The organism is Leclercia sp. W6, assembly GCF_003336345.1.
Taxonomy (GTDB): domain Bacteria; phylum Pseudomonadota; class Gammaproteobacteria; order Enterobacterales; family Enterobacteriaceae; genus Enterobacter.
Genome location: NZ_CP031104.1, coordinates 3841478 through 3865818, shown reverse-complemented (window position 1 = coordinate 3865818; position 24341 = coordinate 3841478). Strand labels below are relative to the sequence as shown.

The window sequence follows — 24341 nt, the reverse complement described above, 5'->3', positions numbered from 1 at the left end:
GTCGCCCTTTTTCGCCCTTATCTTTATGGTCTCGGAGACGAAAAAATGGTCTAAAACGTGATCAATTTAACACCTTGCCGTTTGACCGTAAAGAAAGATGCGCTACATACAAGTGTAGCACCGTTCTGTACGTGTAAATTCCTGAATACGGCAGCAGGCAACCTGTATCGCAGCCCTGTCCTGAACCCCTTCTACGTCCGTAAACCTGACAGTCCTGAGACAACAATGTTAGGATGGTCAGCAGACGATTAAGACGGTAACAAGCATGTTAGACAATGTTTTAAGAATTGCCACACGCCAAAGCCCCCTTGCGCTCTGGCAGGCACATTATGTTAAGCAGCGCCTTGAGGCCTGCCATGCAGGTTTGCGTGTAGAGCTGGTACCAATGGTGACACGCGGTGATGTCATCCTTGATACACCGCTGGCGAAAGTGGGCGGGAAAGGCCTGTTCGTAAAAGAGCTTGAGCTGGCACTGCTTGAAGGTCGCGCCGATATCGCGGTTCACTCCATGAAGGACGTCCCGGTTGATTTCCCTGAGGGGCTGGGTCTGGTCACGATTTGCGAGCGGGAAGATCCACGCGATGCCTTTGTCTCAAATCACTACGACTCCCTGGATGCTCTGCCAAAAGGGAGCATCGTTGGCACGTCAAGTTTACGCCGCCAGTGCCAGCTGGCCGAGTATCGCCCGGATCTCATCATCCGCTCCCTGCGCGGTAACGTCGGCACCCGTCTCGGCAAGCTGGATAACGGTGAGTACGACGCTATCATTCTGGCGGTGGCTGGCCTGAAACGCCTGGGACTGGAGTCGCGTATCAAGGCGGCGCTCTCCCCGGAACAGTCGCTGCCGGCCGTGGGCCAGGGCGCGGTGGGCATTGAGTGCCGACTCGACGATACTCGTACCCATGCGCTGCTGGCGCCGCTCAATCACGACGAGACCGCAATCCGCGTGCAGGCGGAGCGCGCCATGAATACCCGCCTGGAAGGGGGATGTCAGGTGCCGATTGGCAGCTATGCTGAATTAACAGATGGCGAACTGTGGCTGCGCGCGCTGGTTGGCGCGCCGGACGGTTCGCAGATGGTGCGCGGCGAACGTCGCGGCAAACCGCAGGACGCCGAGAAGCTGGGTATTTCGCTGGCGGAAGAGCTACTGGACAACGGCGCCCGTGAAATTCTCGCGGATGTCTATAATGGAGAACCCCCGGCATGAGTATTCTCGTCACCCGCCCTTCTCCCGCAGGAGATCAGTTAGTGAGCCGTCTGCGCGCACTGGGGCAGGTGGCGTGGAGCTTTCCGCTGATTGAGTTCACACCAGGCCGGGAACTTCCCCTGCTCGCGGGCCATCTTGCCGCTCTGCGGGCCGATGACATGCTGTTTGCCCTGTCACAACATGCCGTGGCATTTGCCCACGCCCGGCTGCAGCAGGAGGGCCAGCGCTGGCCGGACGCGCCGTGCTATTTCGCTATCGGCAGAACCACCGCCCTGGCGCTGCACACCGAAAGTGGCAAGCATGTTCGCTACCCGTTGGATCGGGAAACCAGCGAAGTGTTGCTACAATTACCTGAATTACAAACCGTTGTGGGGAAGCGTGCCCTGATTTTACGCGGCAACGGTGGACGAGAACTGCTGGGCGACACGCTGCGTGAGCGTGGAGCAGAAGTGACATTTTGCGAATGTTATCAACGTTGTAATAAATATTATGACGGTGCAGAAGAGGCGATGCGCTGGCAGGCTCGCGGCGTTACCACTCTGGTGGTGACCAGCGGGGAGATGCTGCAACACCTCTGGTCGCTGATCCCACAATGGTATCGTGAAAACTGGTTACTCCGCTGTCGGCTTCTGGTCGTCAGTGAGCGTCTGGCGAACCTCGCCCGGGAACTGGGCTGGCAAGATATTCGGATCGCTGATAACGCCGACAACGATGCGCTGCTGCGCGCATTACAATAACTCTCATAATGGGAAGCCATAATGACGGAACAAGAAAAATCCTCCGCCGTGGTTGAAGAGACCAGGGAGACTGTGGACACCACGCCACAGCCAGAAACGACAGAGAAAAAGCATGGCAGCAATAAAACCAGTCTGGCGTTAAGCGCAATTGCCATCGCCATTGCGCTGGCCGCTGGCGTCGGTCTGTATGGGCTGGTGAAAAAACAAGCTACCAATCAGGTTGCCACGAACGACGAGCTGGTGACGCAAATCACCGCCTTGCAACAGGCGCAGCAGTCGCAAAAAGCCGAGCTGGATGGGATGATCAAACAGCAGGCCGATCAGCTGGCCGCCGCCACCCGTAAGCAGGATGAGCTGACCAAACAGCTGGATGAAATGCAGCAAAAAGTGGCGGCCATTTCCGGTACCGATGCTAAAACCTGGCTGCTGGCGCAGGCTGATTTCCTGGTCAAACTGGCCGGGCGCAAGCTGTGGAGCGATCAGGATGTCACCACCGCTGCCGCGCTGCTGAAAAGCGCCGATGCCAGCCTGGGCGATATGAACGACCCAAGCCTGATCACTGCCCGCCGGGCACTCACTGCGGATATCGCCAGCCTGTCGACCGTTTCCCAGGTGGACTACGACGGCATCATTCTGAAAGTGAATCAGCTGTCGAACCAGATCGATAACCTGCGTCTGGCAGATAATAATGACGACGACTCCCCGATGGATTCCGACAGCAGCGAACTCTCCAGCTCATTGAGCGAGTGGCGCATCAACCTGCAAAAAAGCTGGCAGAACTTTATGGACAGCTTTATCACCGTTCGCCGCCGTGATGAGACCGCCGTACCGCTGCTCGCGCCGAATCAGGACGTCTACCTGCGCGAGAACCTGCGTTCACGTCTGCTGGTGGCCGCGCAGGCTGTGCCTCGCCATCAGGAAGAGACCTACAAGCAGGCGCTGGATAATGTCTCCACCTGGGTACGCGCTTACTACGATACCGACGATGCCACCACTACCGCCTTCCTCGAAGAGGTGGACAAGCTGAGTCAACAGAACATCACCATGAACGTACCGGATAAGCTGGAGAGCCAGCCGATTCTGGAGAAGCTGATGCAGACGCGCGTGCGTAACCTGCTGGCACAGCCGGGCGAAGCGGCGGAGCAGTCTCCTGCCCCAGCGCCAGCTCCCGCCCCTGACAGCGCACCGCAAGGAGAGTAATTATGTTAAAAGTTTTATTACTCTTCGCACTGCTGCTCGCCGGGATCGTGCTGGGTCCTATGCTGGCGGGTCATCAGGGCTACGTGCTGATCCAGACCGATAACTACAATATCGAAACCAGCGTCACCGGGCTGGTGATCATTTTGATCCTGGTGATGGTGGCATTTCTGGCGATCGAGTGGATCCTGCGCCGCATCTTCCGTACCGGGGCCCATACCCGCAGCTGGTTTGTCGGCCGCAAGCGCCGCCGTGCCCGCAAGCAGACCGAACAGGCCCTGCTGAAACTGGCTGAAGGGGACTATCAGCAGGTTGAGAAGCTGATGTCGAAGAATGCCGATCATGCTGAACAGCCGGTGGTCAACTATCTGCTGGCGGCGGAAGCCGCACAGCAGCGCGGCGACGAAGCTCGCGCCAATCAGCATCTGGAGCGTGCCGCTGAGCTGGCTGAAAACGACCCGATCCCGGTGGAGATCACCCGGGTACGTCTGCAGCTGGCGCGCAACGAGAATCATGCCGCCCGTCACGGCGTCGATCGTCTGCTGGAGATTGCGCCGCGTCATCCGGAGGTGCTGCGTCTGGCTGAGCAGGCCTATATCCGCACCGGCGCCTGGGGTTCGCTGCTGGACATCATCCCGTCGATGGCAAAAGCCGACGTCGGCGACGAAGAGCAACGCGACAGCCTGCAACGTCAGGCCTGGATCGGGCTGATGGACCAGGCGCGAGCCGATCAGGGCAGCGATGGCCTGAAAGCCTGGTGGAAAAATCAGAGCCGCAAAACGCGCCAGCAGGTGCCCCTGCAGGTGGCGATGGCGGAACACCTGATTGAGTGTGACGATCACGATACCGCCCAGAGCATCATCCTTGATGGCCTGAAACGCCAGTATGACGATCGGCTGGTAATGGTGATCCCGCGCCTGAAAACCAATAATCCGGAGCAGATCGAGAAAATGCTCCGCCAGCAGATCAAAACCGTGGGTGACCGCCCTCTGCTGTGGAGCACTCTGGGACAGTCGCTGGCCAGACATGGCGAATGGAAAGAGGCCAGCCTCGCCTTCCGCGCCGCGTTAAAACAGCGCCCGGATGCGTTCGATTATGCCTGGCTGGCGGATACGCTGGATAAACTGCATCTGCCGGAAGAGGCTGCCGAAATGCGCCGCGACGGTCTGTTGCTGACGTTGCAGAATAATCCCCCGCAGCAATAATTGCACAGGAGGCCTGACGGCCTCCTTTTTTATTTGCTACATTCTTTGCATCTTCTTCAGAGACCCATCTCCGCCAATGTAACGATCTCCTTTCATTGAACATTTTTTCTGTACACGCCTTTTACGGCGTGGATTAAATCGTTTTTGAAAGGATCGTTTCATGAACACGCTTTTGTATGCGCTTTTTTGCGCGCTCCGCAGCCACCGTTGGCTGCGCCTGCTGGCCTGCGCTTTTCTGTTTACCTCTGTGGGAAATGGCTTAACCCAGGTGATGGTCTTTGGTCTGCTGCTGGAGTGGCAGGCACCCGCCTCTTTACTGACCCTGGCATATCTGTTTGCCCTGCTACCGGGATTTCTGGGCAGCCTCGTCGGGGAGAAGTTCTGTATGCGTTTTTCACCCATCGGCCTGCTGCTCCTGACCGAGTGGCTGGGCCTGCTCGCCCTGCTTTTTCCTCTGCTGGGCATTCAGTTTCACAGCATGATGGCGCTGCTGGCGGTGCAGTCCACCGAGGCCTTTCTGACGGGCATGAGCTGGCCCGCGCTGGCCCTGCTGTTCCGGCGAGGTTTGTCCGAAGCCGAGCTGCCTGCGGCGACCTGCCTGGAGACAATGATTTTTGCTTCGCAGGTGCTACTGGGCACCGGGCTGGGTATGGTGCTGTTTCATCATCTGCCCGCGCTGGCACTGCTGGGGATTGACGCGCTCACCTTTGCGGGCTCCTTGCTGATGCTGCGCCTCACCGGCAGCGCGTTACCTTCTCTGGCGCCTGAGCAGGCAGCAGAAACCGAAAGACCGGTGGCGATGCGCTGGCAGGCACTGGGAGCGCAGCAAAAACGCAGCTTGTTGCTGCTTCCTGCCCTCGCCGCCGTGGGTTCACCCGCTATGGCGCTGCTGCCTGCACTGGCGCAGCAGATTGAGCCGAATGATGCTGCCGGGCTGGCCCTGCCTCTGCTTTTTGCCCGCAGCATGGGACAGCTATGCGGCCCGCTGCTGTTGAAAAGAGAAAGCCTGCCCCGCTACGCCGGGCAAAACCGTCTCCTGCTGACCTGCCTCGGCCTCTTTTTACTTGCCTACGCGACGATCCCGCTGCTATCGGGGATGCAAGCGCTGGGAGCCGTGTTTGTCGCTCATCTCGCCTCGAACGTCGTTTTTGCGGTGGGCACTTTTAGCCTGTTAAGCAGCTTTCAGGCTGACCTGATCTCCTCGGCCAGCGGCAGGGTCTGGCGATGGCAAACCGCCAGCGCATCGCTCTTTACCGGCCTCACGGCACTGGTTGCTGACGTGCTGGGGCCGCTACAGGCACTGTATGGCGTTTCGGGCTGTGCCCTGCTGATGGTGGGGGGGATCCTGACGCGCTACTGCAGATAAGGCATAAAAAAACGCCTGCTAAAAAGCAGGCGTTAAACAGGTCTGTTCGACAACTTGTGGTGCTTCACTCAACGTTGTGTCCATGGTGTTTGATGAGGCCGAAGCGACATCTGTCAGTGGACGATAAGCACCGTAAATGGCTCTGCGTCATTCCGGAGTTTATGAGGCACTAAGGCGAACATAAGAGGTGGAATGAGCATCTACACGTATATTATTGCATGCAATGTGCCAATGTTGCATCACGAAGTTGTATGGATCTCAACTTTTTAAGATAAAAGGAAATTATCCCTTTCAGCCAGGAAACAGGCAGCAGATTGGGCCGAAAACCAGGCCAAAGTGTCTCCAGGAAGAGACAGGCTGATGAGTAAAGCAATATATTTATTTATTTCAATAGGTTATATGTCACTTATTCACGACAGGCCAGGATATCGCTGTCGGCAATAAACAACAGGGGCAGGAAAAGCAGAAAACAAAAAACCCCGCCGAAGCGGGGTTCAAAATTGGTCGGCGAGAGAGGATTCGAACCTCCGACCCACTGGTCCCAAACCAGTTGCGCTACCAAGCTGCGCTACTCGCCGTTGTACTGCTTTTTGAATTTTTAGTTCAATTCATTAAAAGTCGTGGTGCGAGGGGGGGGACTCGAACCCCCACATCCTAAGGACACTAACACCTGAAGCTAGCGCGTCTACCAATTCCGCCACCTTCGCATTTCACAACTCTTTAAATAATGGGGTGGCTAATGGGATTCGAACCCACGACAACTGGAATCACAATCCAGGGCTCTACCAACTGAGCTATAGCCACCACTACTTGATTCTTTACTCTTTCACGCGGTTCTGCCTACTTAACAGACCACCGCAGCTCCAGCACCGGGTGAATGGTGCGCCCGACAGGATTCGAACCTGAGACCTCTGCCTCCGGAGGGCAGCGCTCTATCCAGCTGAGCTACGGGCGCTTAGCGCCGTTGCGGGGCTGGATATTACGGAGGTCTCGCTCTGCTGTCTAGTGCTTTTTTAAAATAAATGCGCGTTTGATTAGACTTTGCGCACTTTGCCGCATATTACTGCGTTTTGGCCCTTTCCACGTGTCGCCCCAGGCCAAAAATCTTGTATCCCGCGCTAACGGCCGCCAGGAATATCGCCCCGACATACAGCGACATGCGGGTGTCTTCGTTGAAGTACATGCCGATCAGCACGCAGATCAGGAACGCCATCGTTAAATAGTTAGCCCACGGGAAGAGAATGGAGCGGAACGGATGGCTGGCGATCGCGTTTTTGTGCGCCTGACGAAAACGCAGCTGGCTAATCAGGATCACAAACCACGGCACCATACCCGGCAGAACGCTGGCGCTGTAGACATAAACGAAGACACGCTGTGGGTTCGGAATGATGTAGTTCAGGCATGACCCCACCAGCAGAATAATAATCGAGATGGCAACGCCCACCACCGGCACTCCGGCGCGGGAGACTTTCCCCACCGCCGCCGGCAGCTGGCGGTTGTTCGCCAGCGCGTAGAGCATACGTCCGCAGCTGTACATGCCGCTGTTACAGCCGGAGAGCGCCGCCGTCAGCACCACAAAGTTGATAATCGCCGCTGCTGCGGTAATGCCGATTTTGGCAAAGGTGAGCACGAATGGGCTGCCGTTACTGCCAATCTCATTCCACGGGAAGATAGTGACGATGACAAAAATCGCGCCGACATAGAAGATGAGGATACGCCACAGCACCTTGCCCACCGCGCTGCGCAGGGTCACCTGCGGGTTTTTCGCTTCGCCGGCGGTGATCCCGATAAGCTCAACCCCCTGATAGGACGCCACCACAATGCAGAGCGCGGTCAGGAAGCCCTTCCAGCCGCCAGCAAAGAAGCCGCCGTGCTCGGTCAGGTTGCCAAAGCCAATCGCCTGGCCGCCGTTACCCAGGCCGAAGAAGATCACCCCCACGCCGATGACAATCATCACGATAATGGTGGTTACTTTAATCATCGCAAACCAGAATTCGATCTCACCGTACAGACGCACGGCGGCGAGGTTCGCCAGCGCCACCAGCCCCACGGCGATAAGCGCAGGTATCCACTGCGCCATTTCCGGGAACCAGAACTGCACATAAACCCCAATGGCGGTGATCTCCGATATGCCCACAGCCATCCACATAAACCAGTACGACCAGGCCGTGAGATAGCCAAAAAACGGGCTCATGTAGCGATGCGCATAAACGGCGAACGAACCGGCGACCGGCTCGAGGAACAGCATCTCACCCATGGAGCGCATGATAAAGAAGACGAACAGCCCGGCGATGATATACGCCAGCAGGACCGACGGCCCGGCCCATTTCAGGGTGCTGGCGGAGCCCATAAACAGGCCCACGCCAATCGTCCCGCCAAGGGCGATGAGTTCGATATGACGAGCTTCCAGCCCACGCTGAAGCTCCGGTTTTTTCTCTGACATAAATCCTCGGTTGTGCTTGCGACTCTCCCGGCCTGCGCCGGTTATTGTTATAGGTACAGATGCGCTATCACAGGCTGTGCGTTATGGACCGTTTATGTTTACGGTTGATGCAAAAACAGCCTGGTACGGTAGTGACGGGGGGGAATGGTTTCTTAAATTTTGTGAAATGGCAAACGATGCGTTAAATAAATGAATATATTGTTGAGAAAAGCAGCAGATTTAAGGGGGGATCGCAGCGCGAGCAGTATATCGCGCTGCGTTTCAGATATTACAGGCGACCGGAGTAGTGCCAGCCGAGATAACGCAACAGACGGAGCTGGCGGGTGATCCGGCTCGGCTGGGATAACAGGCGATACAGCCACTCCAGCCCCAGGTTCTGCCACACTTTGGGCGCGCGCTTTACGTGGCCGGTAAAGACATCGTAAGTGCCGCCCACGCCCATATAGAGCGCATCCGGATAGACCTGACGGCAGTCGCGCATCAGGATCTCCTGGCGCGGTGAACCCATCGCGACGGTGATGATCTTCGCCCCGCTGTCACGAATGCGGGCAAACAGCGCCTGCTGATCGTCAGGGCTGAAATAGCCATCCTGGCTGCCGACGATATTCACCTGCCACTGGTCACGCAATTTCTGCTCGGTTTGCGCCAGCACCCCAGGTTTGCCGCCGACGAGGAAGACCGGCGTACCGTCTGCCCCCGCCCGCGCCATCAGCGCTTCCCAGAGATGGGCCCCCGCGACGCGAGAGATGTTCGCCCCCGGGTACTTCTTACGCACGGAGCGCACCACGCTTATCCCGTCCGCATATTTAAACTCGGCCGCCTCGATGAGGTCGCGCACCTGGGCGTTATCCTCAAGGGTAAGCATTTTTTCTGCATTGATGGCCACCAGCGTGCCGGTTTTGATCCCGTCCCCGGCACAGAGATAGTCCAGCGCATGCTGCATATCACGCCAGCCGATCAGCTTCAGGCCCCGCAGGTCATACTGCGGTGCTGAGGTATTATCAATCATTATTATCCTTACTCAGACTCGCGAAAGCGCCCTGCCGTTTGCCGGTTCGCGCTTATGCACTAACCCGGCGCTGTCGAACAGCCAGTACAGCAGCTTCGCCATCAGCAGACAGGCGCCAAAAACCACCATGAAAAAGACCACACGGGAGACGAACGAATCCAGCCCTTCTCGCGCCAGCACGATCATATTGAAAATGGCACCGAAACAGAAACTATGCAAAATCGCTGCCTTATAGCGGTTGGTCTCCTGATTGCCCAGCGTATAGAGCCAGTCGAACCATTTGATAATCAGCCCGACGGCAATCGCCCCCGGCAGGATAAACCAGCCGCCGCCCATCACCACCAGGGAACCGATCAGCGTCGGTGAGATGGCCAGCCCGGAGTGGTTGTTCAGCACTTCCCAGGTAAAGTAGTTGGCGGTGTTCAGCACCACGCCCGGTCTGTCCGGCCACAGCCAGGTGGGGATAAAGACATAAAAATCGCGAACAATGGGCGCCAGCCCCTGAAAATCGATTTTGTCGTAGTTTTGCAGCAGCAGGGCGAGGTTCTCCCACGGCGAGAAGGTGTCGCGGGTGAGGTACAGGAAGGTGTAAAACGCTTCGTCGCCGCTGACATCCATACCGTAGCGCTTCAGCGCCAGCCAGAACATCCCCACAATTCCCAGCACGCCTGCCGCAGCCAGCATCCACAGCGAGATCCAGCCGCGAATAATGCCGATAAACAGGAAGATCGCGAAGGCGATAATGATGTTTGCGCGCGTGCCGCCGACAATCATGTAGGTCAGCAGGCCAAACGCCACGGTACTGACCAGGAAAAAGAGCCACGCCCGGGCACTCTGATGCAGGAAATAGATCACCAGCATCGCCGGAATGAAGAAATAGAAGAAGCGCTTGAGCGCTACCCCGGAGACTTCGCTGGAGAAGATCTGGCTGTAGGAATGCAGCTTAAAGAGCAAAAAGCCATTGTGCATGAAGAAGATACCGACAGTGACAAGCGCAATGCCCATCAGCAGCATCCAGGTCAGATGCGTCTCAACCCGGTTCATGGTGAACAAAGGCCGTCGCGATGCATCACTGCTGGCCGGTTTTAGCCGCGTCTTATAGGCGACGTAATAGACCCCATAGAAGCAGGTCGCCGACAGCAGCGCCTGCATGAGTATCTCCGGCGGTACGACGGCCACATCGAAGCGGAACACCAGCACGCTGGTCAGCGGAAAGCCGAAGTAAAAGGTCAGCAGAAACAGCAGCGAGAAGAAGACGTTGAAGTTAAAACGCACCCGGCGGAATTCAAACCACGTCAGCGTGGCGATAAACAAGGCACTCAGAAGCCAGATGACCAGCAGGCCGCTAAATTGCAACTGGCTCATGTATTCTCTCCTGAGGCGATCCGCAGCGCCTGATGCCACGGCGTAAGGTAGTTCGGACTGAAGAAGTCGATGGCGTTTTTATCCACCTGCGCAAGCTGTCGCTGGGCTTCACGCACCACCTCTTCGTTCAGGTCATCGGTGGTAAACAGCACCGGAATGTGCTGCTCCGCCATGTCCTGCCAGAACGGGTTTTCGCGATTAAGCACGCAGGGAATGCCCGCCTGAATCAACAGACAGAGCGTGCCGATCCCCTGCTGGCGCGCAAAGATGAAATAGCCCAGATCGCACTTACGCAGCAATGCCAGGTAGTCATTAAAGGCCAGCTTATCGCTGAGGATCTGCAAATTGTCCGGGCTGAATAATGCCTGTCCGCTCTGACGGACTTCATCGATGTATGCCGCGTTATTAGCAGGATAGCCCATCGGCACGATCACGTTGACCGTATCGCCAAACTGCTGATGCACCGCCTTTAATGCCGCAATATGTTCGTTACTGCGATCCCCGGAGTTACCCACCAGAATCGTCAGTTTACCCTCGCGTTTCACCTCCCGGGCTAACCCGTTCAGCGACGGGTCCATGCGGGTCGGGAAATAGAGCAGCTCGCCACGCACGTTCGGATGACGGCGGGCGAAATAGTTCAGATCGCCGCGGGTGGCAAAGATGCAGCCCACCCGCCCCTGCGCCATGCGCCGCAGCGGGTAGAAGAGGCGGAATTTCCAGCCCCGGGAGACTTCATACAGGTCGGCGCCCCAGATATGCCAGTTAAACTGCGCGGGCCTGATCCCACCACTCAACAAGGCCAGCCACAGGCCGGTATTAAACTGCCCGTGAAAAAAGAACCGCTGCTGGCGGTTGGCCTTGGCTTTGGCGATCACCGCTTTCGCAAGCGTGGCTTTGTCCGGCCAGAAGGTCAGCTGCAGTGCCGGGAAGGCGGCGCTGAGGTCGGTGTCCTTACCCACCACCATAAATTCCCGCGCCAGCGCGCTGCCGGGAGCCAGTTCATCGTTAAAGAACCGCAGTACGGTCTGGTTATGGTGTGGGATATCCGATCCCAGGACGTGAATCAGTGCAGTCATGCGCGTTTATGCCAAAGTAAAAAGACGCCGCAACAGGCAGCAAAATAGACTATATAGGTGGCCATATAGGCCTGAGCCGCTCCCAGCGCGCCGTGCGCGGGGATCAGCCAGTGAGAGAATGCCGTCAGCAACGCAAACTGGCTGATTTCAGCCAGAATGTAGAGCCGCAGCGACGCTTTAGCAATCACCAGATAGCCAAAGACGTAAGCGCCTACTTTCAGTACGTCCCCCACCAGCTGCCAGGCGAACAGGTCGCGCATCGCGGTAAATTTGGCGGAAAACAGCAGCCAGATGGCGACATCGCGCAGCAGCCAGACGGTAAAGCTGGCAACAGCCACCGCCGGTAAGACGAAGCGCAGCGAACGGAGGATCTCGCGGGTGATCTCCTGCCGGGCGGTGAGCCGTGAGAGCGTGGGCAGCAGGTAGACGCTAAAGGAGGCGGTAATAAACTGCAGGTAGGCATCCGAGATACTGCTGACCCCCTGCCAGATCCCCACCTCATCCCAGCTGTAATGCGCCGCCAGCAGGTTTCGCATCATCACATAGGCCACCGGCAGGGTAACGGAGGTAATCAGCGCCATCAGGGTAAACTTTCCCAGCTGTCCTGCCAGAAGCCGATCCCATTTGGGCTTCAGATAGTGCAGCGGGATAGTGCCCCTGCGCATCAGCATAAACGCCGCCGGAACGACCACCAGCGCGGGCACCAGCGCCAGCCCCAGCAGTGCGCCTTCATAGCCGCCCAGCCGGTAACAGACGTAATAGGCAACCACCCCTATGACGCTACCGACGATCAGCGCCAGCGCATTACCGGCGGCATCGCGAAAGCCTTTCATCAGCGCCAGCAGCAGGTTCGCCCAGGCGATGCCCATCTGCACCAGCGCCACCAGCCTTACCAGACCCTGATAGCCCGTGTGACCGAACAGCCCCTGGCTGATGGGTGCAGCCGCCAGTAAAAAGATGACCGCCAGCAGGGTGGAAAAGCCCAGCACCATTGCCGACGAGGTCCCGACAACCGTGCGCAGCTGCGACGCATCATCATGATACTGCGCGACGTACTTGGTCACGCCGTTGAAGATCCCCGCCCCGGCCAGTACACCGAGGACGGTGACCAGCTGGCGGAAGTTCCCCGCCTGCCCGACACCCGCCGGGCCAAAGGAGACGGCCAGCAGTTTGACGACCAGCAATCCCGCGCCGATCTTGACGAGTGTGGACGCGGCGGTCCACACCGATGCTTTTGCCAGAGACATATCAGCCGAAATAACTCAGCAGGGTATTGATCACCGTGCGCTGGTTGACCGCAGCGAGGTTGTAGAACAGCGGTAAGCGGAGTAACCGCTCACTTTCTTTGGTGGTAAAGCGATCTTCACCCACGAACTGACCAAAGGCTTCCCCTGCCGGACTGGAGTGGAGCGGAATGTAGTGGAACACCGCCAGGATTTCGGCCTCTTTCAGATACGCGATAAGCGCGCTGCGATCGTCGTTATCCCGCAGCTTGATATAGAACATATGCGCGTTATGGACGCAATCTGCCGGAATGGTCGGCAGCTCGATACGGCCTTTACGCGCCAGCGGGGCCAGCGCATCGTAATAAGTCTGCCACAGCGCCAGACGCTGCTGGTTGATCCGGTCTGCCGCCTCCAGCTGTGCCCACAGGTATGCTGCCTGCAGATCCGCCATCAGATAGCTGGAGCCGATATCGCGCCAGGTGTACTTATCCACCTGCCCGCGGAAGAACTGGCTGCGGTTGGTCCCTTTCTCGCGGATGATCTCCGCACGCTCCACCAGGGCGCGATCGTTAATTAACGTCGCGCCGCCTTCACCGCCAGCGGTGTAGTTTTTGGTTTCGTGGAAGCTAAAGCAGCCGATGTGCCCGATGGTGCCCAAAGCACGGCCCTTGTAGGTGGACATCACCCCCTGTGCGGCATCTTCCACCACGTACAGGTTATGCTTTTTGGCAATCGCCATGATGGTGTCCATCTCGCACGCCACCCCGGCATAGTGTACCGGCACGATGGCGCGGGTCTTGTCGGTGATCGCCGCTTCAATCAGCGTCTCGTCGATGTTCATGGTATCCGGGCGGATATCGACAAAGACGATTTTCGCCCCGCGCAGCACGAAAGCGTTGGCGGTGGAGACAAAGGTGTAGCTCGGCATGATCACTTCATCGCCAGGACCAATGTCCAGCAACAGGGCGGCCATCTCCAGCGAGGCGGTGCAGGAGGGGGTCAGCAGGACCTTCGCGCTCTGAAAGCGCTGCTCCATCCACTGCTGGCAACGGCGCGTATAGCCGCCATCGCCGCAAAGTTTGCCGCTGCCCATTGCAGACTGCATGTAATCGAGTTCGGTGCCCACCACGGGAGGCGCATTAAATGGGATCATCTTGTCACCTGTATAGCCAGTAAGCGGTCGTTTCGATGTTGCCGCCGCTTGCAATATAACGTTTAAGCGCGGCGGTGTTGCCCATCTGGGTCGCCACCCGCAAAGTAGAAATCTGCTGATGCTGCGCCCAGTGCAGCGCCGCCTGCATTAACTTCTCGCCCATGCCGCGCCCGGCCAGCAGACCGATACGCGCCTCGTTGTCGCTGAGCTTGCGCAGGGAGACAAAGCCCTGGATGGCGCCATCCGGCGCACGGAACACCAGGCAGAGATGGTCGAAGGTGCCTTTTACCGCATTCTCGATCCACTGGGCATAGAAGCGACCGCTGTCGTCAGGCGCGTACCAGGGGGCGCGAAAGCGGCTCTGCGCAAAGGCCTGAGCAGCCAGCTGGCGCAGCGCCGGGATATCCTGCTCCGTCGCAGATTCCGCGCCAGGGCAAGCGTGTTGCGTTACGGTAATGGCGAGATCGACTTCGCCTTCCACCAGCCTGAAGCCCTGCGCCTGTAACGCCTCCAGCCAGTCGGCGCGGGTGGCCGGAACTTTGGCCTGCAGCCGCTGCCAGGCGTCCAGCTCAGGTGCCTCCAGCAGCGGAGCATCATCAGAGAGGCGCACAAGCGCCGTGGGAAGGGCAAAAAACTCGCTTTCCCACTCCAGCGGCTGTAACGCACCGTGGAGCTGACTCAACGCCAGACCCCTTTGGTATCGACGATAAATTCCTGACGGACGGCCTCGCCCGGGATCGCTTTGAACTCGTTATGATCCACCAGCAGCACCAGCACATCGGCGGTGGCCAGCGCATCGTCCACGCTTGTCAGGGTGCAGTGACCGGCCAGTTTTTTCGGCAGTTCATGAATATTGGGTTCAACCACCTGCGTTTCACCGCTGTGCCAGTCGGCAATCATCTCAGCAATTTCCATCGCCGGGCTTTCACGCAAATCGTCGATGTTCGGCTTAAAGGCGAGACCAAAACAGGCGATGGTTACTTCGTTCGCCCGCTTGCCGCTCTGCGTCAGGTAATCTGCCACCGTGGCTTTCACCTGGTTCAGTACCCAGTGCGGCTTGCTGTCGTTGACTTCGCGGGCGATACGGATAAGACGCGCCTGCTGCGGGTTCTGCGCCACGATAAACCACGGGTCGACCGCGATGCAGTGACCGCCTACCCCCGGCCCCGGTTGCAGGATATTGACGCGCGGATGACGGTTCGCCAGACGAATCAGTTCCCAGACATTAATCCCCTGATCGGCGCAAATCAGCGACAGTTCATTGGCAAACGCAATGTTTACATCGCGGAAGCTGTTTTCGGTGAGTTTGCACATCTCAGCGGTACGGGAGTTGGTCACCACGCATTCGCCTTCGAGGAAGATGTTATACAGCTCGCTGGCGCGGGCGGAACAGACCGGGGTCATGCCGCCAATAACCCGATCGTTTTTAATCAATTCGACCATCACCTGCCCCGGCAGCACGCGCTCCGGGCAGTAGGCGACGTTGATATCGGCCTGCTCGCCCGCCTGCTGCGGGAAAGTCAGATCCGGGCGCGCCTCAGCCAGCCACTGGGCCATTTGCTCGGTGGCACCCACCGGTGATGTGGATTCGAGGATCACCAGCGCCCCTTTTTTCAGTACCGGGGCGATAGATTTGGCTGCCGCTTCGACATAGGCCATATCCGGCTCATGCTCGCCTTTGAATGGCGTCGGCACGGCAATCAGGTAGGCATCGGCAACCACCGGTGTGGTACTGGCCCTGAGGTATCCCCCTTCAACGGCGGTTTTTACCACCTTGTCGAGATCCGGCTCAACGATATGAATTTCACCCTTGTTGATCGTCTCAACCGCATGCTGGTTGATATCAACACCCACTACCTGTTTTTGACGGGAGGCAAATGCCGCCGCCGTGGGCAGCCCAATATAGCCAAGACCAATGACAGAAATGGTAGTAAAACTCATAGCGATACCCGATTGTGTTTAAGTGCGTACAAAATTCGGTCACAGGCCTGGCCGTCACCATACGGGTTATGGGCCCGGCTCATGGCCTGATACTCTTCATTGTTATGCAGCAGGCGCGTCACCTCTTCCACGATGGTTCGTGAATCGGTCCCCACCAGCCGCACCGTTCCCGCTTTAACCGCCTCAGGACGCTCAGTGGTTTCACGCATCACCAGCACCGGTTTCCCCAGTGAAGGCGCTTCTTCCTGAATACCGCCTGAATCCGTCAGGATCAGCCAGGCATGGTTCATCAGCCAGACGAATGGCAGATAGTCCTGCGGCTCAATAAGTATGACGTTTTTGACATGCCCCAGGATGCGGTTGACCGGCTCGCTGACGTTAGGGTTCAGATGCACCGGATAAACGATCTGAACATCTTCATTACGCGCGGCGATTTCAGCCAGCGCATGGCAGATTTGCTCGAAGCCCTGGCCAAAACTTTCCCGTCGGTGTCCGGTAACCAGAATCATCTTTTTACCGTTGGCGAGGAACGGATACTGTTCAGCCAGTTGCCCACGCAGGCTCTCGTTCGCCAGCACCCGGTCGCGCACCCAGATCAGCGCGTCGATCACCGTGTTGCCGGTGACAAAGATGTGCTGGTCGTTAACGTTTTCGCGCAGCAGGTTCTGACGGGAGTTCTCGGTTGGCGCAAAGTGATACATCGCCAGATGCCCGGTCAGAGTCCGGTTCGCCTCTTCCGGCCACGGGGAGGAAAGATCGCCCGTACGTAAGCCAGCTTCAACATGCCCAACCGGAATACGTTGATAGAAGGCCGCCAGACTGGTGGCGATGGTGGTGGTGGTATCGCCGTGCACCAGCACGACATCCGGCCTGAACGACTCCAGAATAGGTTTTAAACCTTCCAGAATACGGCAGGTAATTTCGGTTAGCCCTTGTCCCGGCTTCATAATATTGAGGTCGTAGTCGGGAACAATGGAAAAAAGTTTAAGGACCTGATCCAGCATCTCCCGATGCTGCGCGGTAACGCAAACTTTCGCCTCAAAATGAGGGTCACTTGCCAGCGCATGGACCAGAGGCGCCATCTTGATGGCTTCCGGCCTTGTACCAAAGACAGTGAGTACTTTCACATCGATTCTCTTCGATTAAGCGATGAAGGCCAGGAGCCTTCATCGTAGATGGCGTTCTTAAATTTTGCGACGACGGGTTAATGCCACGCCTGCGCCAATTAAAGCACCCACAATCCCCCACATAATCATCAGGAATGCGCGACGTGGACTATCGCGTTTTACAGGTTCTTCAGGTGTTCGCAAATAACGATAGGTCTGAAAACGCGGGTCCAGTGTCGGACCTACGTTGAGGGTGTTGAGCATGGCGCGGTTCTGGTCGTAATCGAGGTCAAAATCTGGCCCTACGGCCTGCAGATTTTCCAGGCGCGCCTGGAGCATAGGACGACCCAGCAGGAACATTTCAGAATCGGGCAGTTCATCGGCAGGCACATCGGTTTCGCTGCGTGAGATATTGCTCTTTTCCGCAATCTTCAGCGCCTGATCGATGTTATGTACCCGGCGGTTAAAGATGGCTTTGGCCACCTCTTCCTGACGTTTGACCTGCGCTTTCATCTGCACGGTACGTGCCGCCCAGGCGCCTTTCAGCTCATCATTAAGATGGCTTGCCGCGCGCTGGCTGGCAAAAGCGACATACTGACGCAGCAGGTTGTTAGCATCCGGCGCTGTTTCAGCGATCAGCTTGACGCTGTCGTTGATGTTGCGCAGCGGATCGCCCGCCATAAACTGGATGTTGTTGATCAGCTCATCCAGCAGGGCAGCATCGGCTTTGCTGTTGCCGACCATTCGCTGTTTGAAATAGTCGGTCTGGTTCCAGAAATCGCGGCGCGTATCCCAGGAGGCGAGCTGCATAACAAACTCTTTGTAGGACTCGTCCATTACCGAGGACTGGTCGGCGGTCGCAGGATTCGCTTTTACATCCAGATTCCGCAAAAACTGTTGCTGAGAGTAGAAGCCTCCGAGCATGTTCACTGTAGGACGGTCGGTAATCGCCGTCGCGCTCCACTCTTGTCTGGCGAAAAAGGTATAGGCCAGGGCGATAAGTGCAAAGCCCAGCGCAATGCCTGCAATCCAAAACTTGCCCGCCCACAACACGCGGAACAAGCCACGAACATCCAGCTCATTCTCAGTTACCACTGATTTTGCTCCCGCCAACGGTTGAGTCATTACAGTCCCGATTTACTTAGTTAAAGTTGGGTTGTTGCCATTATTTTTACGCATACGGCGTTTTGCGCGTTTAATAAAGCGCGCCACTTTCCATGCGCGTTTAATACAGTAGCCGTACAGGAAAAATGCTAGCAAGAATAATACCAACATTACCCATTCAGGAATGAAATGTGCATATTCTGCGGCAACGCCAATGCCAGCTAACAGCGCAGCGGCCAGCGTAATTAAGACAAATGCCTGACGTGAGGTGAAGCCGGCGCGCATAATAAGATGGTGAATATGCTGGCGGTCCGGGGAGAAGGGACTCATGCCTTTACGCAGACGGCGGTACATAATTGCCACCATATCCATCAGCGGAATGGCGATGATCCACAGGGCTGTCACCGGACTGATTGGATGGGTATTACCCTGGGTGGTTTCCAGCAGGATCCAGATGACGGTAAAGCCAATCAGCGTACTTCCGGCATCACCCATAAAGACTTTGTAGCGACGTCCCAGTACACCGAGGTTAAGGCAGATATAAGGCAGAATGGCGGCGATCATCGCGAAGCACCACATCGACAGGCTGTATTGGCCGTCGAACCAGAGGATGATGCCGATAGCCGCGAAGGAGACGCTGGATAGCCCACCAAGCAGACCGTCAATACCATCTACCATGTTAAAGGCGTTAATCGCCGCCCACACGGCAAATAGCGTCAGGAAGTAGCCGAATGGCCCCAGTACCATCTCCCAGGTGCCAAAAATGTAGCCAAGGCTGCTGAGATACAATTTCCCCACTACCATCATGATGACGCCGATAGCCGCCTGAACCGCGGCGCGGAATTTGACGCTGATGTCGTATCGGTCGTCCAGTGCCCCAACCAGCACCAGCACACCGGCGCAGGCCAGATAGAGTGCTGCATGAGGAATGTAATAATCCGCAATGGCGAAGGTGAAGCAGATACCCGCGTAAACAGAGATCCCACCAACCAGCGGAATCAAGCCTTGATGGCGTTTACGATAATTGGGCTTATCCACCAGTCCGACTCTCTTCGCGACCTTACGGGCGAGGAATAAAAAGCAGGTGGTGAAAAGAAAAATACTGATTAGCTCAGTCACCGCAGTGAGTAGATTCACAATGGATGCTCTCAACAAATGTTAATCCCGAAAGTATAACCTTGAAGGCTCGGCTCCAGAAGGAAAAAGCAGGCCTCGCCCAAGTCCCTTTGTTTATTTTTCAGACAATTACTTTTCTACTTTGACGAAAATTCCGATTTTCGTCCCTGGCAGAATAATTTGACATCTTACAGTTACAGCGTATAAGCCATAAAAGAAAAACGCCACGTAAAAACGTGGCGTTTCGGCGCTTTATTTATATTACGAGCGTTTCATCATATCGAAGAAATCATCGTTAGTTTTCGTCATCGCCAGCTTGTTAATGAGGAATTCCATCGCGTCGATTTCACCCATTGGATGGATAATTTTGCGCAGGATCCACATTTTCTGCAGCTCTTCCTGAGTGGTGAGCAGCTCTTCTTTACGGGTACCGGAACGGTTGTAGTCGATAGCCGGGAAGACGCGTTTTTCAGCGATTTTACGCGACAGGTGCAGTTCCATGTTGCCTGTACCTTTAAACTCTTCGTAAATCACTTCATCCATCTTCGAACCGGTGTCGATCAGCGCGGTTGCGATGATGGTCAGGCTACCGCCCTCTTCCACGTTACGCGCAGCACCGAAGAAACGCTTCGGACGATGCAGGGCGTTGGCATCCACACCACCGGTCAAGACTTTACCGGACGCCGGAACCACGGTGTTATAGGCACGTGCCAGACGGGTGATGGAGTCAAGCAGGATGATAACGTCTTTTTTATGTTCAACCAGACGCTTCGCCTTCTCGATAACCATTTCCGCAACCTGAACGTGGCGAGATGCCGGTTCGTCGAAGGTAGAGGCCACAACCTCACCTTTCACCAGACGCTGCATCTCGGTCACTTCTTCCGGACGTTCGTCAATCAGCAGTACCATCAGTACGCAGTCTGGGTGGTTGTAAGCGATGCTCTGCGCGATGTTCTGCAGCAGCATGGTTTTACCCGCTTTTGGCGGAGCGACAATCAGACCACGCTGGCCACGACCAATTGGCGAAGCCAGATCCAGAACGCGAGCGGTTAAGTCTTCGGTAGAACCGTTACCACGCTCCATGCGCAGGCGAGAGTTCGCATGCAGCGGCGTTAAGTTTTCGAACAGGATCTTATTGCGCGAGTTTTCTGGTTTGTCGTAGTTAACTTCGTTAACTTTCAACAGCGCAAAGTAGCGTTCACCCTCTTTAGGAGGACGAATCTTACCTGAAATGGTGTCACCAGTGCGGAGGTTGAAACGGCGGATTTGGCTGGGAGAAACGTAGATATCATCAGGACCGGCGAGGTAGGAGCTGTCTGCAGAGCGGAGGAAACCAAATCCGTCCTGCAATATCTCCAGCACACCGTCGCCAAAGATATCTTCGCCACTCTTTGCGTGCTGCTTCAGGATGGCAAAAATGATGTCCTGCTTGCGCATACGAGCCTGGTTTTCCAGCCCCATATTTTCGCCGAGAGTGATCAGCTCAGAAACCGGCGTATTCTTTAATTCGGTAAGATTCATAATGGTGTGGGTTCTTAAACTCGGGGTAATACTCGAACTTAATTTGTGAATGGTATGGCAGGGTCATCCATGCCTGTTAACGGCTATCAACTCATGTCTGTTCGCTGTCTGCTCACAGGGAAAGCACAGAACTGAAACGACAAGACGGATTGAGTGACAAGCCCGGAATCTATCCACTTCTCGCGCTGTTTATGTCAACAACGGGAAGTATCGGGTAAAACAAGATTCAAACAACAAGGTATGTTTAAAACGAAGTCATAGCTAACTTAGCACGACTCAAGCCGGGCGTCCAGAGATCCAAACAATTTAGAAACCCTGGACGCACAGACGAGAAGCCTTACGCCAGATTGGCGTCCAGGAACTCTTTCAGCTGACCTTTGGACAGTGCGCCCACTTTAGTCGCTGCCACTTCACCGTTCTTAAACAGCAGCAGAGTCGGGATGCCGCGGATGCCATATTTTGGCGCGGTGCCCGGGTTCTGGTCGATGTTCAGTTTAGCCACGGTCAGTTTGCCCTGATATTCGTCGGCGATCTCATCCAGAATCGGGGCGATCATTTTGCAAGGACCACACCATTCAGCCCAGAAATCGACGAGGATCAGCCCGTCAGCTTTAAGTACGTCCGTGTCAAAACTGTCGTCAGTCAGGTGAATAATTTTATCGCTCATATATAACTCCACAGGAATAAGCCTGGCGCGTTGATCTCGCATCCATCAACGACCTGTTGATGTAGCATTAACCAACTAAAGGTTGACTTTATTTCACCGGATACGCTTTCGTAAAGCAATAGTAAGCTGATATTCTACCACACTATGAGCAAAACACATTTAACAGAACAGAAGTTTTCCGACTTCGCCCTGCACCCAAAGGTGATTGAAGCCCTTGAAAATAAAGGGTTTCATAACTGCACGCCCATTCAGGCTCTCGCCCTTCCGCTGACGCTGGCGGGTCGCGACGTTGCAGGGCAGGCGCAAACCGGTACCGGCAAAACGATGGCGTTTTTAACGTCAACGTTTCATTATTTACTCTCTCATCCGGCAATTGCTGACCGTAAAGTTAACCAACCGCGCGCGCTGATTATGGCACCGACGCGAGAACTGGCGGTACAGATCCACGCTGATGCAGAACCACTGGCGCAAGCTACCGGCCTGAAACTCGGCCTGGCCTACGGCGGTGACGGTTATGACAAACAGCTGAAAGTGCTGGAAAGCGGCGTCGATATTCTGATCGGCACCACCGGCCGTCTTATCGATTACGCGAAACAGAACCACATTAACCTCGGCGCTATCCAGGTTGTGGTGCTGGACGAAGCCGATCGCATGTACGATCTCGGCTTTATTAAAGATATCCGCTGGCTGTTCCGCCGCATGCCTGCCGCTAACCAGCGTCTGAATATGCTGTTCTCGGCCACGCTCTCTTATCGCGTCCGTGAACTGGCGTTCGAACAGATGAACAACGCCGAATATGTCGAAGTGGAACCGGAACAGAAAACCGGCCACCGTATTAAAGAAGAGCTCTTCTACCCTTCTAACGAAGAGAAAATGCGTCTTCTGCAGTCGCTCATTGAAGAAGAATGGCCGGATCGCGCGATCGTTTTCGCCAACACCAAACACCGCTGTGAAGATATCTGGGGCCACCTGGCTGCGGATGGACACCGTGTTGGTCTGTTGACCGGCGATGTCGCACAGAAAAAACGTCTGCGCATTCTTGAAGAGTTCACCCGTGGCGATCTGGATATTCTGGTGGCAACGGATGTCGCCGCGCGCGGTCTGCACATCCCGGCGGTTACGCACGTCTTCAACTATGACCTGCCGGACGACTGCGAAGATTACGTTCACCGTATCGGACGTACCGGTCGTGCGGGTGCCAGCGGGCACTCCATCAGCCTGGCCTGTGAAGAGTACGCGCTGAACCTGCCAGCAATTGAGACCTATATCGGCCACTCAATTCCGGTCAGCAAATACAACCCGGAAGCGCTGTTGAGCGAACTTCCACCGCCGAAACGCCTGACCCGCGCGCGTTCTGGCAATGGTCCGCGCCGTAACAGCGCACCGCGTAATCGTCGTCGTTCAGGCTAAAAATATGCTCCGGTCTACCTCGCTCTATGCAGCTATTGATTTAGGTTCGAATAGTTTTCATATGCTGGTTGTACGCGAGGTGGCGGGCAGTGTTCAAACGCTGACGCGTATTAAGCGCAAGGTCCGCCTCGCGGCGGGCCTGAGTGCTGATAATCACCTCTCTCCAGAAGCCATGGAGCGCGGCTGGCAATGTCTGCGTCTTTTTGCCGAACGCCTTCAGGATATCCCTTCTCAGCAAATCCGCGTTGTCGCTACCGCAACCCTGCGTCTGGCGGTGAATGCCGGTGAATTTATTGCCACGGCCCAGCAGCTCCTCAGCTGCCCGATACAGGTGATCAGTGGTGAAGAAGAAGCCCGCCTGATTTATCAGGGAGTAGCGCATACCACGGGCGGTGACGAGCGTCGTCTGGTGGTGGACATCGGTGGCGCAAGCACTGAGCTGGTCACCGGTAATGGCGCCCAGGCGACATCCCTGAACAGCTTATCGATGGGTTGTGTCACCTGGCTTGAACGCTACTTCACCGATCGCAATCTGGCGCAAGAAAACTTTGATGATGCAGAAAAGGCCGCGCGCGAAGTGCTGCGTCCGGTGGCGGATGAGCTGCGTTATCACGGCTGGAAAGTCTGCGTCGGTGCTTCCGGCACCGTTCAGGCGTTGCAGGAAATCATGATGGCGCAGGGGATGGATGAGCGCATCACGCTGGCGAAACTTCAGCAGTTAAAACAGCGCGCGATCCTCTGCGGCCGCCTGGAAGAGCTGGAAATTGAAGGACTCACCCTTGAGCGCGCGCTGGTCTTCCCGAGCGGGCTGGCGATCCTGATTGCCATTTTCACCGAACTGAATATTCAGTGCATGACCCTTGCGGGCGGCGCGCTGCGGGAAGGGCTGGTCTACGGCATGCTGCATCTGGCGGTCGATCAGGACATTCGCGACCACACGCTGCGCAATATTCAGCGGCGGTTCATGGTCGATATTGAACAGGCACACCGGGTAGCGAATCTGGCGACACGTTTTCTCGATCTCGTCGAAAATGAGTGGCATATTGAGCCCATCTGTCGCGAATTACTGCTTAGCGCCTGCCAGCTACATGAAATTGGCCTGAGCGTCGATTTCAAACAAGCGCCGCTACACGCGGCGTATCTGGTGCGCAATCTCGATTTGCCCGGCTTTACTCCGGCGCAAAAGAAATTGTTGGCCACGCTGCTGTTAAACCAGACCAACCCTGTCGATCTCTCTTCGCTCCACCAGCAAAACGCGGTTCCGCCGCGCGTGGCGGAACATCTGTGCCGCCTGCTGCGTCTGGCGATCCTCTTTGCCAGCCGTCGCCGGGACGATCTGTTGCCGGCCATCACGCTGAAGGCGGAAGGTGAGAAGCTGACGCTAACCTTGCCGGAAAACTGGCTGGAGACGCATCCGCTGGGTGCCGAAATGCTGGTACAGGAGTCCCAGTGGCAGAGTTACGTGCACTGGGCGCTTGAGGTTCATTAATCA

Annotated in this window: 20 protein-coding genes and 4 tRNA genes; 7 read left to right on the top strand and 17 right to left on the bottom strand. The window is 56.3% G+C overall.

Going from position 1 to position 24341, the window contains the following annotated elements; genetic code table 11:
* Positions 1 to 265: 265 nt before the first annotated feature.
* From hemC to DVA43_RS18865, 5 genes are all read left to right on the top strand, one after another.
* Positions 266 to 1207 carry a hydroxymethylbilane synthase gene (gene hemC / locus DVA43_RS18885; RefSeq protein ID WP_114316419.1) on the top strand — a complete coding sequence of 314 codons (942 nt, stop codon included), beginning with the start codon at positions 266 to 268 and terminating at the stop codon, positions 1205 to 1207.
* Positions 1204 to 1944 (top strand): uroporphyrinogen-III synthase, encoded by a 741-nt coding sequence (hemD, locus tag DVA43_RS18880; protein WP_114316418.1) that lies wholly within the window; start codon positions 1204 to 1206, stop codon positions 1942 to 1944. The genes hemC and hemD overlap by 4 nt, the downstream gene beginning before the upstream one ends.
* Before the next feature lie 21 nt (positions 1945 to 1965).
* Entirely contained in the window at positions 1966 to 3144 is a 1179-nt protein-coding gene (gene hemX, locus DVA43_RS18875) for a uroporphyrinogen-III C-methyltransferase (protein WP_114316417.1), read from the top strand.
* Positions 3145 to 3146: 2 nt separating this feature from the next.
* Positions 3147 to 4346, top strand: a complete 1200-nt coding sequence (hemY, locus tag DVA43_RS18870; protein ID WP_103825327.1) for a protoheme IX biogenesis protein HemY — start codon at positions 3147 to 3149, stop codon at positions 4344 to 4346.
* 160 nt (positions 4347 to 4506) lie between these two features.
* Positions 4507 to 5712 (top strand): MFS transporter, encoded by a 1206-nt coding sequence (locus DVA43_RS18865; RefSeq protein ID WP_114316416.1) that lies wholly within the window; start codon positions 4507 to 4509, stop codon positions 5710 to 5712.
* Between the two features lie 501 nt (positions 5713 to 6213).
* On the opposite strand, the gene DVA43_RS18860 is transcribed toward DVA43_RS18865, so the two are convergent.
* From DVA43_RS18860 to trxA, 17 genes are all read right to left on the bottom strand, one after another.
* A tRNA-Pro gene (locus DVA43_RS18860) sits at positions 6214 to 6290 on the bottom strand.
* A 43-nt stretch (positions 6291 to 6333) separates the two neighbouring features.
* Positions 6334 to 6419: transfer RNA gene (locus DVA43_RS18855), tRNA-Leu, on the bottom strand.
* Positions 6420 to 6440: 21 nt separating this feature from the next.
* A tRNA-His gene (locus DVA43_RS18850) sits at positions 6441 to 6516 on the bottom strand.
* Between the two features lie 74 nt (positions 6517 to 6590).
* Positions 6591 to 6667, bottom strand: a tRNA-Arg gene (locus DVA43_RS18845).
* A 105-nt stretch (positions 6668 to 6772) separates the two neighbouring features.
* The gene (locus DVA43_RS18840; protein WP_114316415.1) at positions 6773 to 8155 is read right to left on the bottom strand and encodes an amino acid permease; all 1383 of its coding nucleotides are present in this window, start codon (positions 8153 to 8155) and stop codon (positions 6773 to 6775) included.
* A gap of 268 nt (positions 8156 to 8423) precedes the next feature.
* On the bottom strand, positions 8424 to 9164 hold the full coding sequence (wecG, locus tag DVA43_RS18835) for a lipopolysaccharide N-acetylmannosaminouronosyltransferase (protein ID WP_114316414.1): 741 nt from the start codon (positions 9162 to 9164) through the stop codon (positions 8424 to 8426).
* Positions 9165 to 9176: 12 nt separating this feature from the next.
* Positions 9177 to 10529, bottom strand: a complete 1353-nt coding sequence (gene wzyE, locus DVA43_RS18830; protein WP_114316413.1) for an ECA oligosaccharide polymerase — start codon at positions 10527 to 10529, stop codon at positions 9177 to 9179.
* On the bottom strand, positions 10526 to 11605 hold the full coding sequence (locus DVA43_RS18825; protein ID WP_114316412.1) for a TDP-N-acetylfucosamine:lipid II N-acetylfucosaminyltransferase: 1080 nt from the start codon (positions 11603 to 11605) through the stop codon (positions 10526 to 10528). The genes wzyE and DVA43_RS18825 overlap by 4 nt, the downstream gene beginning before the upstream one ends.
* Positions 11602 to 12852, bottom strand: coding sequence for a lipid III flippase WzxE (wzxE, locus tag DVA43_RS18820; RefSeq protein WP_114316411.1), 1251 nt, complete (start codon positions 12850 to 12852; stop codon positions 11602 to 11604). Before wzxE ends, DVA43_RS18825 begins: the two co-directional genes overlap by 4 nt.
* 1 nt (position 12853) lies before the next feature.
* Positions 12854 to 13984 (bottom strand): dTDP-4-amino-4,6-dideoxygalactose transaminase, encoded by a 1131-nt coding sequence (rffA, locus tag DVA43_RS18815; RefSeq protein ID WP_114316410.1) that lies wholly within the window; start codon positions 13982 to 13984, stop codon positions 12854 to 12856.
* A gap of 4 nt (positions 13985 to 13988) precedes the next feature.
* Entirely contained in the window at positions 13989 to 14666 is a 678-nt protein-coding gene (gene rffC, locus DVA43_RS18810) for a dTDP-4-amino-4,6-dideoxy-D-galactose acyltransferase (protein WP_114316409.1), read from the bottom strand.
* Positions 14663 to 15925, bottom strand: coding sequence for a UDP-N-acetyl-D-mannosamine dehydrogenase (gene wecC, locus DVA43_RS18805; protein WP_114316408.1), 1263 nt, complete (start codon positions 15923 to 15925; stop codon positions 14663 to 14665). Before wecC ends, rffC begins: the two co-directional genes overlap by 4 nt.
* The gene (gene wecB / locus DVA43_RS18800; RefSeq protein ID WP_114316407.1) at positions 15922 to 17052 is read right to left on the bottom strand and encodes a non-hydrolyzing UDP-N-acetylglucosamine 2-epimerase; all 1131 of its coding nucleotides are present in this window, start codon (positions 17050 to 17052) and stop codon (positions 15922 to 15924) included. Before wecB ends, wecC begins: the two co-directional genes overlap by 4 nt.
* A gap of 57 nt (positions 17053 to 17109) precedes the next feature.
* On the bottom strand, positions 17110 to 18156 hold the full coding sequence (wzzE, locus tag DVA43_RS18795; RefSeq protein WP_114316406.1) for an ECA polysaccharide chain length modulation protein: 1047 nt from the start codon (positions 18154 to 18156) through the stop codon (positions 17110 to 17112).
* Between the two features lie 12 nt (positions 18157 to 18168).
* A complete protein-coding gene (gene wecA / locus DVA43_RS18790; RefSeq protein ID WP_114316405.1) occupies positions 18169 to 19272 on the bottom strand; it encodes a UDP-N-acetylglucosamine--undecaprenyl-phosphate N-acetylglucosaminephosphotransferase in 1104 nt (367 codons plus the stop codon).
* 240 nt (positions 19273 to 19512) lie between these two features.
* Positions 19513 to 20772 carry a transcription termination factor Rho gene (gene rho / locus DVA43_RS18785; RefSeq protein WP_001054528.1) on the bottom strand — a complete coding sequence of 420 codons (1260 nt, stop codon included), beginning with the start codon at positions 20770 to 20772 and terminating at the stop codon, positions 19513 to 19515.
* A 337-nt stretch (positions 20773 to 21109) separates the two neighbouring features.
* Complete coding sequence (gene trxA, locus DVA43_RS18780; RefSeq protein WP_006179218.1) at positions 21110 to 21439, bottom strand: thioredoxin TrxA; 330 nt, start codon at positions 21437 to 21439, stop codon at positions 21110 to 21112.
* Between the two features lie 144 nt (positions 21440 to 21583).
* On the opposite strand from trxA, the gene rhlB reads away from it, so the two are divergent.
* Together rhlB and gppA are read left to right on the top strand one after the other, a co-directional pair.
* Positions 21584 to 22849, top strand: coding sequence for an ATP-dependent RNA helicase RhlB (gene rhlB / locus DVA43_RS18775; protein ID WP_103825314.1), 1266 nt, complete (start codon positions 21584 to 21586; stop codon positions 22847 to 22849).
* Between the two features lie 4 nt (positions 22850 to 22853).
* Complete coding sequence (gene gppA, locus DVA43_RS18770) at positions 22854 to 24338, top strand: guanosine-5'-triphosphate,3'-diphosphate diphosphatase (RefSeq protein WP_114316404.1); 1485 nt, start codon at positions 22854 to 22856, stop codon at positions 24336 to 24338.
* Positions 24339 to 24341 lie beyond the last annotated feature (3 nt).

Bases quoted from the DNA above. Each gene is read 5' to 3' on its own strand.
- wzyE (WP_114316413.1), bottom strand. From the start codon at position 10,529: ATGAGCCAGTTGCAATTTAGCGGCCTGCTGGTCATCTGGCTTCTGAGT.
- wecC (WP_114316408.1), bottom strand. From the start codon at position 15,925: ATGAGTTTTACTACCATTTCTGTCATTGGTCTTGGCTATATTGGGCTG.
- DVA43_RS18840 (WP_114316415.1), bottom strand. From the start codon at position 8,155: ATGTCAGAGAAAAAACCGGAGCTTCAGCGTGGGCTGGAAGCTCGTCAT.
- DVA43_RS18865 (WP_114316416.1), top strand. From the start codon at position 4,507: ATGAACACGCTTTTGTATGCGCTTTTTTGCGCGCTCCGCAGCCACCGT.
- wzzE (WP_114316406.1), bottom strand. From the start codon at position 18,156: ATGACTCAACCGTTGGCGGGAGCAAAATCAGTGGTAACTGAGAATGAG.
- hemX (WP_114316417.1), top strand. From the start codon at position 1,966: ATGACGGAACAAGAAAAATCCTCCGCCGTGGTTGAAGAGACCAGGGAG.
- hemC (WP_114316419.1), top strand. From the start codon at position 266: ATGTTAGACAATGTTTTAAGAATTGCCACACGCCAAAGCCCCCTTGCG.
- trxA (WP_006179218.1), bottom strand. From the start codon at position 21,439: ATGAGCGATAAAATTATTCACCTGACTGACGACAGTTTTGACACGGAC.
- rhlB (WP_103825314.1), top strand. From the start codon at position 21,584: ATGAGCAAAACACATTTAACAGAACAGAAGTTTTCCGACTTCGCCCTG.
- gppA (WP_114316404.1), top strand. From the start codon at position 22,854: ATGCTCCGGTCTACCTCGCTCTATGCAGCTATTGATTTAGGTTCGAAT.
- wzxE (WP_114316411.1), bottom strand. From the start codon at position 12,852: ATGTCTCTGGCAAAAGCATCGGTGTGGACCGCCGCGTCCACACTCGTC.
- rffA (WP_114316410.1), bottom strand. From the start codon at position 13,984: ATGATCCCATTTAATGCGCCTCCCGTGGTGGGCACCGAACTCGATTAC.
- DVA43_RS18825 (WP_114316412.1), bottom strand. From the start codon at position 11,605: ATGACTGCACTGATTCACGTCCTGGGATCGGATATCCCACACCATAAC.
- wecG (WP_114316414.1), bottom strand. From the start codon at position 9,164: ATGATTGATAATACCTCAGCACCGCAGTATGACCTGCGGGGCCTGAAG.
- hemY (WP_103825327.1), top strand. From the start codon at position 3,147: ATGTTAAAAGTTTTATTACTCTTCGCACTGCTGCTCGCCGGGATCGTG.
- hemD (WP_114316418.1), top strand. From the start codon at position 1,204: ATGAGTATTCTCGTCACCCGCCCTTCTCCCGCAGGAGATCAGTTAGTG.
- rho (WP_001054528.1), bottom strand. From the start codon at position 20,772: ATGAATCTTACCGAATTAAAGAATACGCCGGTTTCTGAGCTGATCACT.